Origin of the sequence: Hahella sp. KA22, from assembly GCF_004135205.1 — a bacterium.
Classification (GTDB): Bacteria; Pseudomonadota; Gammaproteobacteria; order Pseudomonadales; family Oleiphilaceae; genus Hahella.
This window is the reverse complement of record NZ_CP035490.1, coordinates 333,116-350,735: the sequence shown is the minus strand read 5'-3', so window position 1 is coordinate 350,735 and position 17,620 is coordinate 333,116. Positions and strand designations below refer to the sequence as shown.

Sequence of the window (17,620 nt, the reverse complement as noted above, 5' to 3'; positions counted from 1 at the left end):
ATCTAAAGGCTGTGTCCATTAACTTTACTGAGAAAATATACTTTTATATTGGTTAAAAATATAACGATATGTTTTTTATTATATTTTTAAACCAGGGAATACTTTGTGCCTTTCGGGTAACTCCAAAATCAAAATTATAAGGAGTAACCATGCACAAGGTTATTAATGCATTGTTTCTAGCAAGTAGTGCAGTGGCCTTTGTAGGGTCTGCTCAAGCCGCCATTGTAGACATTTACACGGATCAAGCTGCTTGGGCGTTAACAACAGGAGCCTATGAGGTCGAAAGCTTCGACCGGGACGCGTTAACCTCAGGACTAAGTATTTCTTCAGGATGGAGCCACTCCACGGTCAGCGGCGGGAAGTTCTATGACCGTGTTAGCGACACCTATGCCCCAACCGTTTTCACTTTTGAAGGCGGCGCCACCTCTTTTGGCGGCATTTGGGACTTGGCGGGCCCCGGAGGAGAGGGGACCGGCATCAAGATGGAAATTGAGCTGCTGGACGGCAGCAAGGTTGTCGAAGAAATGGCTCCGACGTTGAGCGGCACTTTCTGGGGCTTCGCTCTGGATCAAGGCTTCTCTTCGATCAAGTTCCTGGAAGGCTCTTTTGCTGCGCTGTTTGAAACTTACAGTCTGGACGAACTCTTTTTCACAGGAATCGCCAGTAAGGACAAAGACGCGGCTGAGACCAGCGAAGTTCCCGAGCCGGGAGTATTCGCACTGTTAGGTTTGGGCATGCTCGGTTTGTCGATGCGCAGGAGATCTTCTCAAGCGTAACCGACCTTACCGATGGAATAGGCCGGCGGAGACGTCGGCCTGAACCAGGAGTTAGCTCAAAAACTCCCTTTCCATTTTGCGAGAGTGCGCTACTGCGTTGGCGCCATGAAGTACTCGCTCCTTTTCCGACGTCTCGTCACATTGAACGCAAATGCGTCGGGATAATTCTTTCTTCCAGAATCTCTGGAACCATCAGGCAAAGCTCCCAGTAAACGCCGTCTTCTTTTTCTGATCGGTGTGAGGCGAAGCTGTATCCCAGCCGGCTTAACACATTTTCAATTCGTTTCGTGGAGAATTCTGGGCCGACTTTGAAAACGCCATTAGAGCGCCCGATACACCTGGCTTCCCGCACCATGCGAAACAGCTGTCGTTCAAACTCCAGAGATGTTTTCTTGGTGGTCATGTTCACCGTACTTGATCATGCTGAGTATTGATTTTGAGTCGAACTTCCCAGACTTAACAGGCGGGCTTAGTCGTGATGCCGCCTCTCTCAGCGTTAGGGAATGGCGCCATGGCCACAAGGACGCGGCAAATAACACTTGTATGAATATGATATAAAAACATTAAGTTATCAATATTTTTTAAACTGGTTATTAAGTGTTCGAAATGGTGTGCGTATGAGAGGCGAAAGCCCACGCAGGCCGCTGCGGCGTCGCCGTGCGGCCTGGATAATCTCTTAACGCGATTTGAACGTGGCATGAGCTTCAGGACTTCGACTTGCTGGCGAGATCTCGCACCACATACTGCAGAATTCCCCCATGACGGTAGTAATCCCACTCCGTTGGCGTATCAATGCGTACGTCCATGTCGAAAGTCTTCTTCGAGCCTTCTTTATCTACGGCAGTGACACTAATTGATTTGGGTGAATCTTCCAGAGAACCGAAGGAGTAAGTTTCTTCTCCGTTGAGGTTTAATGTCTGTGCGGACTCACCGGCTTTGAACTGGAGAGGCAAGACGCCGAAGCCAACCAAATTGGAACGGTGAATACGTTCATAGCTTTCCGCCAGCACCACTCGCACGCCAAGCAAACTGACCCCTTTGGCGGCCCAATCGCGACTTGAGCCAGAGCCATATTCTTTTCCGGCGATGACAATCAGCGGAGTCCCGTTTTCCCGGTAGCGTGAAGCGGCGTCGAAAATGCTGATGACTTCGCCGCTGGGCCAGTGTGTTGTCCAGCCCCCCTCGGTTTCCGGCGCCAGTTGGTTGCGCAATCTGACATTGGCGAAGGTGCCGCGCATCATCACTTCATGATTGCCGCGACGGCTGCCGAGACTATTGAAATCCCGTTTCTCAACGCCGCATTCGAGTAAATATTTCCCCGCGGGGCTATCTGGCGCGATGGAACCGGCGGGGGAGATGTGGTCGGTGGTGATGGAGTCGCCCACTTTCACCAATGCCCGCGCCTGTTCAATTATTGGCAAAGGCGGTGGCGATAGGGTCATGCCGTCAAAGAACGGCGGCTTCTTGATGTAGCTGGAGTCGGGCCAGTCATAGGTTTTACCTTCTGGAACCGGCAACGCGCGCCAAGCGTCAGTCCCTGCAAAGACATCTGCGTATTGGCTGCGATAGCGCTCTGAGGAAACTGTGGCGGCGATGAGATCGGCGACCTCTTTTTGAGAAGGCCAAATATCCTTCAGATAGACATCTTCGCCATTTTTATCCTTGCCAAGGGAGTCTTTATAAATATTCATGCGCATGGAGCCAGCCAGAGCATAGGCGACCACCAGTGGCGGCGAGGCCAGATAGTTGGCGCGCACTTCTGGATGTATGCGGCCTTCGAAGTTGCGATTACCGGATAGCACCGACGCCACCATGAGTTTGTCTTTGCGGATGGCGTTTTGAACCGCCTCCGGCAGCGGACCAGAATTACCGATACAGGTGGTGCAGCCGAATCCGACCAGATTAAAGCCGAGCGCCTCCAAATCATCCATTAGCCCCGCCGCTTTGAGATAGGCTGGCACGACCTGAGAACCGGGCGCGAGGGAGGTTTTTACCCAGGGTTTGACGTTTAGCCCGCGCTGCCGCGCATTTCTCGCCACTAACCCCGCCGCCAGCATGACCGCTGGGTTAGACGTGTTAGTGCAGGATGTAATCGCGGCGATCACCACGTCTCCATGCTGGAGTTGATGGGACTCCCCGCTGTGTCCTTGCTCTGTCTTGCTGTCGGAAGCGGGGCTCAAGTCCAGATAATCCTTCAAGGTGCTTTCAAAGGACTCCTTGGCGTCGGAGAGTGCGACGCGGTCCTGGGGACGTTTGGGGCCAGCCAGACTGGGTATGACTGAGCCCAGATCTAGCGTCAAAGTTTCACTATATTCCGCCGGGCTGGCTCCGGTTTCCCGCCATAGTCCCTGAGCTTTGGTGTAGGTTTCCACCAGATTGATCAGATTGTCTTCTCTGCCGGAAAGCCTGAGGTAGGCTAAAGTCTCTTTATCCACAGGGAATATGCCGCAGGTGGCGCCATATTCAGGCGCCATATTGGCGATAGTGGCGCGATCAGCCAAGGGCAGGTGATCGAGTCCATCGCCGTAAAATTCGACGAATTTACCCACCACGCCTTTCTTACGCAGCATTTGCGTGACAGTGAGGACGAGGTCTGTGGCGGTCGCGCCTTCGGGGAGCTTGCCGGTGAATTTAAAGCCCACGACTTCCGGCGCCAGCATACTGACTGGTTGCCCCAGCATGGCGGCTTCCGCTTCAATGCCGCCAACGCCCCAGCCCAATACGCCGAGACCATTGATCATTGTCGTGTGAGAGTCCGTACCGACCAGGGTGTCAGGGTAGGCGAACCATTCACCGTCAATTTCTTTTTGCATCACGACCTGTCCCAGATATTCCAGGTTTACTTGATGCACGATGCCGGTGCCGGGAGGCACTACTCGGAAGTTGGAAAACGCTTTTTGTCCCCAACGCAGAAACTTGTAACGTTCTTCATTACGTTCGAATTCAATTTGAGTGTTGCGCGCAAGGGCGTCGTTGTCGCCGAAATAGTCGACCATCACGGAGTGGTCAATGACCAGATCAACAGGTTCGAGGGGATTGATTAATTTGGGGTCGCCGCCGAGACTCATCATCGCGTCGCGCATGGCGGCCAGGTCCACTACCACCGGAACGCCGGTGAAATCCTGTAATACAACCCGCGCCGGCGTAAACGCAACCTGTGCGCTGGGCTGGGCGTTAGCGTCCCATTGCGCAAGAGCGGCGATGTCATCTTTGGTGATGCTATAGCCATCTTCTCGCCGCAACAGATTCTCCAGCAGAATCTTGATGGAATAAGGCAGCCGTTCGACTTTATATTCCGCCGGCATCGAACTTAGTAGATGTATGCGGTAGCTGCGGTCTCCGACGGATAAATCGGAGAGAGTGTTAAAACTGTTCATGGCGCCTCCTTGGTCCGCCTGGTCGGGAAGGAAGGTTAACCGCTTGCGGCGCCGGCTCCATGTACTGCTGCATCGGGAGAGGAGGCGGGCTTGGATAACCGGCCGAACCGTTCCCAGGCCTTTTCATGAAAGAAATAGGCTACAGTGTTGCACAGTGGCTCCACTAATGCGATAGCGCCTCCGACGATGAGATCGCCGGTTAACAGGTACCCTACAGTGAAGGCGACGCTGAAATGGATGATGGCGAAGGTAAACGTTTTAACCATGTCTGACTCCCCCGTACCACGGTAGCCGTATGTTTGTTATGGCTAGATTAGAATGATTCTCATTATTTGAAAAAGTAATCATAACTATGCTTCCGATTGAGAGGATTAATCGGAAGCGGGAGAGCGCGGTAGGGGGCGTAAATCGCTAGGGGTCGTAAATAATGTGCGCCGGAATGAAATGTTGCTACAGAAAGCAGATGAGCATCAGAGCTGTTGATGGTACGCCTGATAACCAATCCATAAGATAGTGCCTAACAGCCCAAGATAACCCAGCACTAAACCAGTGATAGCCAGCCCCGCGCCGGTCAGCACGCCAGCGCTTTCCCTAATTTTGTGGAGCGCAATATGTCCACAGATGATCGCTACCAGGGAGCCAAAGAAGAACAGGCCGATGAGGCTGAAGATAAAGCTGGTGACGGCCAATCCAGATGTGTGGGAAAACGTGGCTTTGTCGGATGAGGGGCTTACGCTGGGACGCTCTCTTGGTTGCGATGGCGGCGCCGTTTGCGCGGCGGGAGCAGGGCCTGTCGCTTGCGCCGACGCGCTTGGCGCAGAGGGCTGTTCCGCCGTGGCGGCTCTTTCCAGAAAGTAGATTTCTGTCGCCAGCGTACCTAAGGGAAGGAAGTCCACTTTGTCTCCCCGTCGCGGCGCTTCCTGACTTTTCCACTCAGCCAGACTGAAGGCGTAACGGTTGCCTTGATGACATCTCAACACGCCTTCGCGGTTGTTATGATTGATATCAAGCACTACTCCGTCCATATCTGTCACCTACGTCTGCTGGAACTCTATATGCGTCATTTGGAAAATAGGGAGCCGGTTAGTGTAACGGACGCAAACAGCGGAAGTAGCCTGGGGAAAACCCTAGGGGCGTTAGGTCGTCTTATCTAAAAATACAAATAGAATCAGAGAGAAAGCGTCGTACTGCTCGGAGCGGATGGACTGCTAATGCCGCCGGAAAAGAGGAGACGAGAAGAGGGCGGATGTGGCCAGTCCGCCCTGCGCGTTATGAAGCAAATAAGTACGTCGAAGTCTATGTAGATCACTCCTTGGTGACGCGTCTTTCCATAATGGCGGGATCGTCCCAGCGGTAGATGCGGTTTTCCGTATAAGTGATTTCAGGAATTCGCTCTCCCTCTGAGAGCTTTTTCAAATAGCGGTAACTGATTCGTCCCATTTCCTCGAAATCAATGGAAACAAAGGCGTGGACGAGCCTTTCACTCAACTGATCTAGCTGTTCTGGCAGTGGCGTGCCTATGCCTATGACAACTATCTTGTTGAGCGAATCAAGATACTCAGCCTTCGCCGGCATCATGACTTCCCGATAAAGATTGAGGTCGATCTGCGGCCATGAACCGACGGAGAGGAATACATTGATGTCCTTGTTATAGATCGCCTCCCGCATTTGCAGCAGGGCGCGATCGTATTTATCCCAGTTGTACCAAGGACAGCGAACAGGCTCATGCCATCCGTTTTCGCCAGAGAGTTTGCGATCTGCGGGAAAGGCGTCATCTCCGCTAAGCACCTGCCGCACGCCCCGCAAGCGCGCATTAAGGTTTGGGTTGTAAGGGCCGCCGCTCATCAGGCAAACAGCGCCGCCTTGCGGTCGCAGACGCATGGCCTGAGTGGCGAGATTGCGTCCAAAGCCCAGGTTGTCGGGTCCTACGTAAGCGCTACGCAAGTAGGCGTGAGGCTTTTCCAGATCGGAATCAAAGGTAATGATGGGAATGCCGCGCTCTGAAGCAGCTCGTAAAGAGCTTGCAGCGAGGTATTCAGAATTGGTGACGGAAACGGCAATGCCGTCAATGCGTCGATCCATCGCCTCCAGCAGCTCACGGTCTTGAGTGCGAAAATGTGCGGGACCGACTTCTCCAATATGAATACAGGTGTCGTCATTGAGGCGGGCCTCCTCTTCACACCCTTTCCAGGCGTTGATGAAATTGATGTCCTCCACGCTCTTGCCGGCGATGCCGAAAATGCGTCCGGCGGCCTGCGTCGGAAATGCGGCCAGGGATAGCGACAGTGCGGTGATGAGGTGCATCCCAAAGAGCCAAGATCGACTGTCCATGTGCGTCTCCAAAACTCATTGAACCCAGTATTGTCTCTAAGTATGGAGCAATTCCCGTGAAATTGACGGCTTAAGCTACTCGTACTTGACTGGGGGCAGTTTAAGCGAGTTCAGAATTTCTGTTTTGGAGAAGGAAACAGGGTTACTGATGAATTTAAAACCAGTTCCCATGAGAGGATATCGGAGTTGGAACTCAACTTTGTCAAAATCGGATTCAGCCAAGGCAACGGAAATTTCGCCATGGTCTGATTCCACCATTAGATTGGAGAAATCGAAGGCGATATAACGCTGACCATTAAAATGTCGCTCATCGATTTGATTATTGCTAATGACATACGGACCCATCGCGATTGAACTGCCCACCGAGCGGCCATCTTTAAAAAGTTCCGCCCGAACTTGCAAAAGTGGATCGCGTGTATCGATATGCTCACTATTGGCGCTAAATGCGATACTGAGATAACGGCCTGGAAATAAATCCAGGCTTTGATTCCCTTTGGAAATGTGGGCAACTGCAACAGTAGGATCGGTAATGAGTACCTGCTCACTGGCGCAACCGCTAAGCCCTGCGTAAATTGATAGAGCTGGCAGTAACATATAAATATCTTTCACTCGAATCATTACTTGACGCCTATAACTTTAGGGTTTAGAGGAGCATGGCTCATCTCTTCACGGGCTTTCTTATACATTAACAACGCATCTGCATGTGTCACATCCAACTCAATATTATAAGCGCCATTTTCCTCTCCTAATTGTCCTCCTACATTAGCTATATAGCCGCCGGATCTACCGGATTGAGTAGCTAAAGAAGGTAGGGATAGTAAGCTACTGGCAATGTTGCCAACCAAAGGGATTTTTCCGATAGTATTATCTATGAGTGACTGTTTTATATAGATATTCACCCATTTGGCAACCATTACTTTGCTGAACGGCCATAAAGAAACTGGATCTAAAGTAATGAGTTCGTCAACAGGAATGCTTAGACTGAAAAGCTGCTGGGCTATGTCCATAACGGCTTGCCCTCCCCAGCTATGGCCTGTTAACCGTATGCTTTTGTATTCGCCTGATTTCCACTTAGACTTAATATTAGTCAGGATGAGTGTTTCTTCTTCGTGACCGTAGTAATAGCAGGTAATATTAGGCGCGGATTTTTGACGATAATTTTTGACGCTTTCCATCAAATTGGTTGGGGCTGCTATAGTTGTTATCCAGTCCTTTTTATCTCCACCACCGCCAACAAAAAACTCTACTTTGGACATGTCTCATCCTTGTAAACTATATTCGCTGTTGTTCCCCTCTAGAGTTCTAGAGAGCTAAAACTAGTGATAGTAACGTCCATGTTCTAAATGTTTAATTTCCCAAATGGTATAGTCTCGGTTTGTTGGGGATTAACCAAATTCCTCCATAAAATCCAGAGCGAACTGGTGGCGGATCTGTTTGCGGTGGTTGGCCCAGAGTTCGGCGATTTTTTCCTGATTGCATTTTTGCCTGTCCACCAGAACGCGGGTTTGTAGTTCACCAACCGGGCGGGTGGTGGGGCATTTGGTGAACACGAATTGGTTGCTGATCAGGTCCATGAAGGGGCCGGATTTGCTGGTTGGCATAATGAATACCAGCTGCAGGCCCAGGGTCTGGGTCAGATAATTGATGACCTCGCGGGAGCGTGTTTCGTCCATTTTCGAGAAGGCTTCGTCCACCAGCACCATGCGCAGATGGCTGTCGCCCTCGTTGAAGCGGAATGCGGAGGTGATCGCCGCTGAGCGGATGATGTAAGCCGGGGTCTCCAACTGGCCGCCGCTGCCGGTGCCATACTGAGACAGCGGAATCGGCTGCTTGCCCTGCGGCTCCTTGTAGATCTCGTAATTGCGGTAGTTGCGATAATCCGAGATGCGTTCAAGTTCCCGCATCGCTTTTTGCTCGTCGTCGGACAGCAACATCGCCATCATGCGATCGCGCACTTGCGAGGCTTTCTTCGACAACTCTGCGTCAAACAGCGTCGCGCCTTCGCCGAGATTGGGCAGGGCGATGATTTCCTTGAAGAAATCCCAGTATTCCTTGAATTCCGGCACCCAGGTCCAGTCGAAGCGGAAGGATTCGCGATCGGCGCCGAAACGATGGTGCTCCAGCTCGCGGTTCATGTCCTCCAGGATCTTCTTGCCGTCATTGATGGCCTGATAGATGGCGTGGCAGAGATGGGTGACGAAAGTGTTGTTGAACGCCAGTTTCAACTGCGTCAGCTTCTCTTGTTTCTCCACCAGAATGTTGTTTTTCAGGCGGTTGCGAATTTTGTCGATTTCCCGGCTGACTTCACAAATGCGGCTGAAGAAGGCGCGGTTGTGCATCTGGTCATAGTCAGGCAGATAGGCGATCTGATCCAGCGGATTGCTCGTCTGGTTGTGCTCAATCAGTTTGTTCTCGAACTGTCGCGCCAGGCTTTCGATATTGGATTGAGTATCCTGCAACTCCAGATGCAGCTGATCGGAACGGATGCTTTCCGCACATTGATCCGCTTCCTGCAGACGCGCTTCGCTATCGAAATTCGGCCACAGGGACACAATTGAGCGCAGAGACTCTTCTTTCTCGTCCTGCTTGGTTTCCGAAGCGTCTTTACGTTCGCTGAGCGCTTTACAGAGATCCGCCTTCTGCGCCAGCTCGGTTTGCAGACTGCCTTCCCGCTTAAGAAGGACTTCAATACGCTGCTTGAGTTCTTTGTCCTGTTGCTTGAGCTGCTCCAGCTCTTGCTCCAGTTGTTCGAAGTCGGCCAGGTCGAGATGGGCCAAGCGATCTTCCGCTTCGCGCAGCTCCCGGTGAATGTCGAGCATGGCTTTCAGGCGATCGGCGTAGGACAGCGGCTTGATCTGATCCGCGGCGCGCAACAGATTGGACAATTCCTGCCACTGCTCGCTGGCGCGTTGGTGTTCGATGCGGATTTGCTGCAGCTCTTCTCTCTTTGCATCCAGAGCGCGTTCCCGCGCCTCCTGGCCAAATACCAGCTCACTGTCGGCCACATCGCAACGGAACATGCTGTAAGAGCCGGAGCCCAGGCCGTTAGCGGTGACGCCGCGACGGGTCATCCGCAACTCTTCCTCCGAACGCACCCGCAGTACGTTGCCGTAGCTGGCGGTAATGTAGTAGCGCGCGGTGGCGTGGCTGAACTCCATGACGTGGATAATGGAATCTTTGTCCAGATTCATGCGCTCGCAATCGCGGCGGGCTTTCTCGCCCTGGATCACGCGCGCCTGTCCGCCGCCTTTCAGGGAGCGCAGGATGCGGGTGGCGCGAGCTTCGTATTCCGGCTCCACCAGAATCGAGAAGCGGCCGCCGCCGACATAGCCTTCGATGGCGTTTTGCCATTTGGGGTCTTTGATCTCAACGTAATCGCAGAGCACTCGGGGGTCAGCCTCGGGGCATTCCCTGCGAATTGCTTCTAACGCTGTCTTCACGTGGTAAGGATAAGTGACCTGACGCGTCTCCAGGCTTTCGATTTCCGCCTGTTTCTGATGGCGCTGCTGCTCCAGTTTCTGATTCAGGCTTTCGCGCCGGTGCAGGGCGCGACTGACCTGGTCGCGCAAGCTGACGCCGTCGGCGCTGATTTCTCCATCGTGCCACTGGCGCTGCCATTGATTGGCTTTCTGCTGAATTAATAACGCCTGATCGAGGTGGCTTTCGAGTGGGGATATATCCACCCAGTCGCGTCCCAGCAGGGCGGCGAAATCCACCTGTCCGTGCTGTTTCAGTTGGCTGAACTCCAGGGCCCCCGCCCAGACATCCTTGTGCCCCAGACGCGGTACGTCATCCAGGATATTCTGGTTTTTCATCAGGCTGATGATGTTATTGGTCGCCTGGAAGATGGAATCCAGACGATGATTCTGCTCCAGCAGCCCCGGCGCCTGTTCATGCAGGGCGCGGCCATTGGCGGCGATCAGTTTCTCCAGCTCATCTTTCTGCTGTAGCGGCTGATGGCCCATGCGTTTGGCGGTCAGCTCCAGCAAACGGCCCTCGATTTGATCATGCCGGGCTTCCAGCGTATCACGTTCCTGCTGGTTGGAGACTTTCTCATCCTGCAAGGACTTTTGCTGCTTCTTGGCGGTGAGATAGGCTTCCTGGTCCGTCAGATACTGGTGGCGCGCGGCGACATATTGCCAGACGTTCAAATCGATCCAGCGTTGAATATAGCTCTCGCCATAGCCCGTAACGTCGCTGAGAATGCGAATGGCGTTCTTGAGGCGGGACGCGTCGCTCTCCATACCGTGGATGGTTTTGAGCAGATCGGAGACGGAGCGGATCGCTTCGCCTAAGTCTTTCTTTTCCAGGATTTCATTGGCGACGAAATCATTGATGCTTTTCACCGGCTTATAGGCCATGAAACGGGAGAATGCGCGTGCGGCGTTCATCGCCTCCCGCTCGGGCACCTCATGGGATTTGCCGCGCAGAATGCCGTAAAGGCGTTTTAGATAACCTTTCTTGGTATCGTATTTCTCCACTTCAAATTTCTTGCGCAGGCGCGCCACGATCTTGTCCATGGGCATGACGAATTTGTCGCCGCTGGCGTCTTCGCCCTGCAGATCGGACAGGCTGATTTCCGCCCCGGGTAATATCAGGAAGAACAGGTCGTCCTGGCGCGCCACCCGCTGGGAGCCGGCCTGATCGATGTGGGCGCGGCAACAGATAATGGCGGTGAAGGGCTCGGCGGACTCGCCCGTCGTTGGGTGAAAACAGGCGGCGATATAGCCTTCGGTAGGCTCCAGACGGGCGAAACTGCCATCGTCGCAACCGAGCACATAGGAAGACAGCGTACGCACCTGCTTGCCGCCGCGACCCCGTTGCGTGGTTTCATCCTGGCCCGGGTTATAGGTGAACAGGTAATCGTGGGCGGCGGTCATCACTGTTTGAATGGCGTCCGCCGACGTGGTTTTACCGGACCCGTTGCCCCCGGAAAGCAGGTTGATAGGGCCGAAATCGAATTCGCTGTTGGGGATGTTGCCCCAGTTAACGTAGATGCATTTCTTTAGAAACATGGTGCTCTCAAATCACTGATGATGGACGCCGCCTTATTTATACCGTCCCGGTGTCAACTTCCGCCTGTTAGCTTTCTTCCGGGGACGCCGCTGCGTCTTCCTGTTGCGCCTCTTCTCCCCGCAACGCAGACAGCGCTTCATCGCTGACGAAGTTGACGATTTGCGGGCGGATGCGGACCCAGCTTTCGCCGCTTTCCAGGGTGTCTTCCTGGCTGAATTGCAACAGACGCAACTGGCGCAGACGCTTCAGCAGCTGGCGGCGTTCCGTCAGATTCTCTGGCAGGGAGCGTTGCAGCAGGTTCTTCATGGCGATGGACAGCGCCTCAAAGCTGAGCGTGACGCCGCCCTGGTCGTCCACCTGGCCCTCTCGCAGGGCTTTGTCATACTGGCTGCGTAATACCAGAATCAAGGCGATTTCCTGCTGGTTCAGGCGCGCGCGCAGGCCAGTGTTGAACGGCTGATCCACCTCATCGTCGAGACCTGGCGCCTCCGCTCCTGGCGGATATGCGCGGATATATTGAAACTGACGGTCATGCAGCAGACGCACGCCGAGCACGGACAGATAATCGTCCACCAGCTTGTCGATACGCAGGTAACGATCATACAAAGTTTGTTCTATGAGGCTTTCATCGCGGCAGATGATGCTGTAATCCAGCAGACGCAGCACCAGCTCGCTGAAGTCCGTTAACTGAAGTCCTTCAGAGGACAGTTCATTTTCAAGGCATTGACTCAGAATCATAAGGTGTCTTGCATCGCTTTTTTCGGTCGTACTTCGATGATGAAATCATCCGCCTGCAGTAAATATTCATTGCTGACCAGATCGCCAGTCGGCTCTACCACGAACTCATATTCGCTGGAGAGTCCTGACACGGAGCCCAGCTCCACGGCATGCATCGCCGCCAACAGATCGGGAGCGGCGTTAATGGGCAGATGTTTGGTCTGGATGCGCTGGCCGCCCCGTAGCGCCTGAATCAGATACTGGCGGGTACGGTCGTCATTGATGACGAATGCCTGATCCAGCGCGTGCTGTATAAACAACTCTTTGCGAGCGCCCTGATCCAGCGGCTCATCGTTAAGCACCCGGCTGTCCACGGTAATTTTACGGCGACCTTCGCGCAGGCTGATCTGTTTGGGGTCAATCAAGCCGACATTGAGGTTAGCCATCAGGGCTCCTGCGCGCTCCAGACGCGCCTGTTGCTCCTCCGCCGGCAGCTCGGTCAGCTCCTGGCAAATCTGCACCATGTCATTATGGCGCTGGCTGGCCAGATAGCTCATTTGACGAATAATGATGTCCGCGCGTCGTGTGAAGTTACGCAGCGCGCTGCGCAGGGCCGGCAACATGATGTCGCAAGCGTTGGTGAGTCGGATTTCTATATTGTCCAACAACAGCCAGAGCAGGGATTGCCCCTCCACCACGCGGTCCGGAAGCAGTCGACGCAGCTCGCTTTCCGCGTGCGCTTTGGTCTCTTTGGGAAGTCTGCGAATCTGACGCACCTGGGACATGATCTCGTCCCGGTGTTTCTCCACGGAGTCCGCCGACAGACGCACGGATAGATCCGGCTGGAAGCGTTTGTCCATGAAGTCGAAGAATTCATCGCTGGCCCGTTTGATCAGCGCGGTGATCTCTATTTCTTTCACCAATTGGCGCTTGCGATCTTCCAACTCGGTAATAATGTCGGTGAAGTCGCTGATGATACGCTCGGAATATTCATAGGCGTCCAGCAGATCGTGGACTTCGCCAGCTTCAATAAACGCCCGCAGCGCATTACGGGTATTGCGGGTGTTGCGGTGACGAGTGCGCACCGAGGCTCCGCTGAGCTCTACAAAGGGCTGGGTGAACAAACGCCCTTTACGGCTGAAGTGGTAGCTGGACTGTAGCGTGACCTCGTCCACCTGTACTTCCAGCCAGCCGTAGTCGATCAACGTATTGAGAATCCACAAGGCCTTGTCGCGATCCGTACGGAAACGCCCTTCGGTTTCGCTGTCTTCATCGGTTTCCAGCTCCGGTGCGCGAGTCAGGGCGGTTTGGAAGATCTCCACCATCTGCTCACGCTTAAGGGCGTGTCCATAGTCCGCCATGCTGCTGTAGAAACGTTGATACAGCAAACGCAGGCATTCCACGATCATTTCGCGGTATTTGCTGGTCAGCGGACGAAAGAACTGCGGGCAGTCTGTGGAAAAGAACTGCTGAAAATGGTCTGGATTCGACATCAGTAACGGCTGTGCAGGTTGTTCTGGGGCGACCGCCTATTATAGGGACAAGGTGGAGGAAATCCCATGAGCAAAATGTAACAGGGAATCCCCCGACCGGTATCCTTACCGGAGCAGGAAAAAGGCTGACAGAGCGCCGAACACCACGGCGAAACCAATGACGGTGTAAAGCAGATAGCCGCTTTTGGACTCCGCCTTAACCGCGACTTCATGAGCGGGAGCGGGTTTCTCTTGCGCCGGTTTTCTGGCGGCTTTGGGGGGCGCGGCGGGGCGCATTGGGCGTGGCTGCGGATTATTGGCGATGGTTTCTTCGCCGGTTGGCGCGGGAGAGGGCGTCTGCGCGACGGCGTCTGGACGCACGATGGTGCGGTCGCCGTCATCCTCGGGTCCGGTCACGGTAAAGGTGACGACGTCAAATCGCAGGCGATCGCCTCGTTTGGCGCGCCCCTGGGTAATGCGCTCGCCGTTCAGGTAAGTACCGTTGGTGGAACCTAAATCCTTGACCAACATATAATTTCCCGCCACAGTCAACTGGGCGTGCTGACGCGACAAATGGGAAACCGGCACGGTGATGTCGCACTGTTCGTCACGGCCGATGATGACCGTATCTTCGATTGGATAAAACGACTGCTTGGCCCAACTGGCGTTGGTTTGCAGGCCCCATTCATTATGGGCGATGCTTTGCGGCGCTTCGTGTTTCGGTTTATGCTCGGCTCCGGGATGCACCACTTTAAAGTGAGCTTTTCCCAGTTGGATGGTATCGTTTTCGTTGATTTTTACGGCTTTTTGCACCTTTTTACCGTTAACGCCCACGATATAGTCGGGGCTGAGGTTCAGCAGATACAGCTGTTCCTCCTGCAAACGTATCTCGGCATGAAAGTCCTGGATGTCCGGCTGGTTGAGAATCAGGTTGTTGGAAGAATGCTTACCTATTTTCAGGCGCGGTTCTACCAGCCAGATGCTCTCCCGGCTTCCATCGGTGAATTGCAGTTTCAGCATGCTGCTAGGGGCCTCGTTAAGCTCACACTTGTGGAAATGACTACTGAATTAAGGTTCTGCCGGTCAGAAGGCGCTTTAACACTTTAGAGTATAGTCAAGGAAACTAAACTGAAAACCCATCTATACTAAAGAAATATACTTTTTTAATCCCCATGAATCAGGGACTTGGAAATCTTTTAATGCAAGTAGGTTTCGCAACTCATACCGGCCGGCGGCAGCAAAATCAGGATAATGGATTAGTAGACGAATCGACAAGTCTCTATGCCGTCGCCGACGGCGTTGGAGGGGGCGACAGTGGGGAAGTCGCCAGCGCGAGCGTGTGCCAGTCCATGCAAAGAGCGGTGCACGCCGGACATCCATTGGAGCAGGCGATTCTGCTCGCTCATCAATCCCTGTTAGGCGACGACATCAGTGGCGAGCGCGGCTACGCGGCCTCCACCGTTGTGGCGTTGCATGCGCATTCCGATGAAATGGAAGTCGCCTGGGTGGGCGACAGTCGCGTGTATCTGTTGCGGGACGACCTCATCATGCAGATGACGGAAGATCATTCCGTCGCACAGCGCAGCACCGGACTATCGGAAGAAGAAGCGGCGCGCATTCGGCATGTGCTCACCCAGGCGGTGGGCGCGGCGGGTGAGAGTGGGTTGCATGTTGACGCCTATCGCGTGCCCCGTCAGGCGGGGGATGTCTGGCTGATGTGCAGTGATGGTCTGCATGGCGTGGTGTCCGAGGAGCGGATACAGGAGGTGTTGGCGCGTCGCGGTAACTCGCAGAGTAAAGCAGATGAGCTGGTGGAAATCGCACTGACCAATGGCGCTGATGACAACGTTACCGTGCTGGTGGTGACCGATAAAGACGGCGCGCCGCATAGCAAGGCCACTCCCAAACGCGACTTGTCCGGTGAAAAAACCCGACCCATGCCGCCTTTCGCCGAGCCGAACGCATCACAATCCGCCTCGGGACGGCCTTGGCGTTACATGGCTTTAGGCGGCATACTGGCCGCATTACTGTTTTTGGCGCTGGCGTTCGCTCTTTAACGCACAGGAGAAATCCGGCGACGGATTAATGCATCTAATTCGGAAAAGATAACTACATGGCGTGGCAGGGATACAAAGTTCTCAGCAAGCTGGGCGAGGGCGGCATGGCGACTGTATACAAAGCCTTGCAAGAGTCGCTGCAACGTCCTGTCGCCATAAAAATACTGTCCGCCAACCTGAAAGATCACCCTGAGATTCTGGAGCGCTTCGAAAAAGAATCTCTCATCATTGCGCAACTGAATCATCCTCATATCATCCATGTCATCGATAAGGGCGTTACCGGCAAGGGGCGTCCTTATTTCGTCATGGAGTATGTGGAAGGCATGACCCTTGAGGATGCAATCAACCGCGGCAAGCTCGACTTTTCCCGCAAAATGGATGTGCTGGTGCAGTTGTGCAAGGCGTTGGCGTACGCGCACAAGAACGGCGTAATCCACCGCGATATCAAGCCCTCCAATATTCTCATCGACAATGATTGGCAGGCGCGGGTGCTGGATTTTGGCATCGCGCATTTCTACGACTCGTCCAGTAAACAGAAAACCCTGCATACCGAAACCAGCAACATTATGGGCACGTCCGCCTATATGGCGCCGGAACAGCATAAGTCGGCGGACGCCGCCTCGGTGCAGAGCGATATCTATGCGCTGGGCATCCTCATGTATGAGTTGTTCACAGGAGTCTGTCCGCAGGGAGAAATTCCGCCGCCGCGCAAATTTGAGCCGGAATTGGCGCCGGCCTTGAACTCGCTAATCATGCGCTGTCTGGAAAAAGATCCATCGGAGCGGCCGGCTTCCGCAGACGAGGTGAAAAACGGGTTGCTGCATATTCTGCAAGGCGGCCATCTCAGCAAGGCCCAGAAGGCGCGGGCGCTATCCAACAGCGAAGCGATAGAGTCCAAGTTTTCCCTGTTGGACGTGCTGAAGGAAGATCGTCATAGCTCCGTCTATCTATACGAAGATCAGGGCAAGCAGAAGCTGCTGATCATGAAGAAGCTGCCGGGGGACACGCCAGGAATCAAGGAGCACAAGCTACTGGCGCGGCTCAATCATCCCAATATCTGCAAGATTCTTGCGGTATCGAAGGTGGATAAAGGTTACGTTATCGTGACGGAGTATCTTCCTGGCGGCTCCATGGCGGAACAAATGCTGGCTCCATTACCGGCGGTGAAGGTGGTGGAGTGGGCGGAGCAAATCGCGGAAGGGCTGGCGTTCGCCCACCGCAACCGAATTGTGCACGGCAATTTGCGCCCCAGTAATCTGTTATTGGATGAAGAAGGCGTCATCAAGCTCACGGATTTTGGCTTGCGGGCTCACTATACCGATTCAGACGAGCCGAACTGGTATGAAAATGCCGACGCCCAGGGCATTCTCGGCGACATGTTCGCGCTGGGCGCTATCTGCTATCACGCGTTGACCGGGCAACCGCCGGTGATTCGCGGACAGCGTCTGGTGCGCAGTAAGAGATTTACCGAGCTCCATAACCGGCTACAGGAATTGATTACCCGGCTGTTGGAAACGCGTCCGGAAAAACGCTATCCCTCGCTGGAAGTGGCCATGGCGGATATTCGCGGGGTGTTGAAAAGCCTGCGCGCGCAAACGGCGGCCAAGCAGACGGAGGCGATCAAAAAACATGTGTCTCAGGTCGCCAAGAAAGAGCGTCGCTATCGTCCGCCGGTTCGCTGGGGGCGAGTGATTTTCTTTATGCTGGTGGTTGGCGTCGCGGTGGAAGAATACTTCTGGGGGTACGGGTATCGTTATCTCAAACCTTACATTGACCCCTATCTGCAGCAGATGCAGGAATCCGACGCCTGGATCGAATGGTCGGAGAAAGCCAAGGAAGTCGGCCGCAAAACCAATCAGATTGATTGGTGATTC

14 protein-coding genes are annotated in these 17,620 nt (G+C 54.0%); 3 read left to right on the top strand and 11 right to left on the bottom strand.

Features of this window, described 5'->3' with window-relative positions; genetic code table 11:
- Nucleotides 1-149 precede the first annotated feature (149 nt).
- Entirely contained in the window at nucleotides 150-776 is a 627-nt protein-coding gene (locus EUZ85_RS01615; RefSeq protein ID WP_127974211.1) for a PEP-CTERM sorting domain-containing protein, read from the top strand.
- Between the two features lie 136 nt (nucleotides 777-912).
- On the opposite strand, the gene EUZ85_RS01610 is transcribed toward EUZ85_RS01615, so the two are convergent.
- From EUZ85_RS01610 to EUZ85_RS01560, 11 genes are all read right to left on the bottom strand, one after another.
- Nucleotides 913-1,179 (bottom strand): hypothetical protein, encoded by a 267-nt coding sequence (locus tag EUZ85_RS01610; RefSeq protein WP_127974210.1) that lies wholly within the window; start codon nucleotides 1,177-1,179, stop codon nucleotides 913-915.
- A 301-nt stretch (nucleotides 1,180-1,480) separates the two neighbouring features.
- Nucleotides 1,481-4,153, bottom strand: coding sequence for an aconitate hydratase AcnA (gene acnA, locus EUZ85_RS01605; RefSeq protein ID WP_127974209.1), 2,673 nt, complete (start codon nucleotides 4,151-4,153; stop codon nucleotides 1,481-1,483).
- Between the two features lie 35 nt (nucleotides 4,154-4,188).
- The gene (locus tag EUZ85_RS01600) at nucleotides 4,189-4,419 is read right to left on the bottom strand and encodes a DUF2061 domain-containing protein (protein WP_127974208.1); all 231 of its coding nucleotides are present in this window, start codon (nucleotides 4,417-4,419) and stop codon (nucleotides 4,189-4,191) included.
- Nucleotides 4,420-4,623: 204 nt separating this feature from the next.
- Nucleotides 4,624-5,178: a DUF4190 domain-containing protein gene (locus EUZ85_RS01595; RefSeq protein WP_127974207.1), complete on the bottom strand. Its 555-nt coding sequence runs from the start codon at nucleotides 5,176-5,178 to the stop codon at nucleotides 4,624-4,626.
- A gap of 280 nt (nucleotides 5,179-5,458) precedes the next feature.
- Nucleotides 5,459-6,484 carry a substrate-binding domain-containing protein gene (locus EUZ85_RS01590; protein WP_127974206.1) on the bottom strand — a complete coding sequence of 342 codons (1,026 nt, stop codon included), beginning with the start codon at nucleotides 6,482-6,484 and terminating at the stop codon, nucleotides 5,459-5,461.
- Between the two features lie 75 nt (nucleotides 6,485-6,559).
- The gene (locus EUZ85_RS01585; RefSeq protein WP_127974205.1) at nucleotides 6,560-7,102 is read right to left on the bottom strand and encodes a hypothetical protein; all 543 of its coding nucleotides are present in this window, start codon (nucleotides 7,100-7,102) and stop codon (nucleotides 6,560-6,562) included.
- Complete coding sequence (locus EUZ85_RS01580) at nucleotides 7,102-7,740, bottom strand: hypothetical protein (protein WP_011400536.1); 639 nt, start codon at nucleotides 7,738-7,740, stop codon at nucleotides 7,102-7,104. Before EUZ85_RS01580 ends, EUZ85_RS01585 begins: the two co-directional genes overlap by 1 nt.
- A gap of 129 nt (nucleotides 7,741-7,869) precedes the next feature.
- A complete protein-coding gene (locus tag EUZ85_RS01575; protein WP_127974204.1) occupies nucleotides 7,870-11,499 on the bottom strand; it encodes an ATP-binding protein in 3,630 nt (1,209 codons plus the stop codon).
- 67 nt (nucleotides 11,500-11,566) lie between these two features.
- Nucleotides 11,567-12,238, bottom strand: coding sequence for a DUF4194 domain-containing protein (locus EUZ85_RS01570; protein WP_127974203.1), 672 nt, complete (start codon nucleotides 12,236-12,238; stop codon nucleotides 11,567-11,569).
- Entirely contained in the window at nucleotides 12,235-13,710 is a 1,476-nt protein-coding gene (locus EUZ85_RS01565; protein WP_127974202.1) for a Wadjet anti-phage system protein JetA family protein, read from the bottom strand. The genes EUZ85_RS01570 and EUZ85_RS01565 overlap by 4 nt, the downstream gene beginning before the upstream one ends.
- Before the next feature lie 105 nt (nucleotides 13,711-13,815).
- Nucleotides 13,816-14,709, bottom strand: coding sequence for an FHA domain-containing protein (locus EUZ85_RS01560; RefSeq protein WP_127974201.1), 894 nt, complete (start codon nucleotides 14,707-14,709; stop codon nucleotides 13,816-13,818).
- Nucleotides 14,710-14,888: 179 nt separating this feature from the next.
- Here EUZ85_RS01560 and EUZ85_RS01555 point away from each other — a divergent pair, with 179 nt between their 5' ends.
- Together EUZ85_RS01555 and EUZ85_RS01550 are read left to right on the top strand one after the other, a co-directional pair.
- Nucleotides 14,889-15,746, top strand: coding sequence for a PP2C family serine/threonine-protein phosphatase (locus tag EUZ85_RS01555; protein WP_241566927.1), 858 nt, complete (start codon nucleotides 14,889-14,891; stop codon nucleotides 15,744-15,746).
- 56 nt (nucleotides 15,747-15,802) lie between these two features.
- A complete protein-coding gene (locus tag EUZ85_RS01550) occupies nucleotides 15,803-17,617 on the top strand; it encodes a serine/threonine-protein kinase (RefSeq protein ID WP_127974199.1) in 1,815 nt (604 codons plus the stop codon).
- The last annotated feature ends 3 nt before the right edge of the window (nucleotides 17,618-17,620 follow it).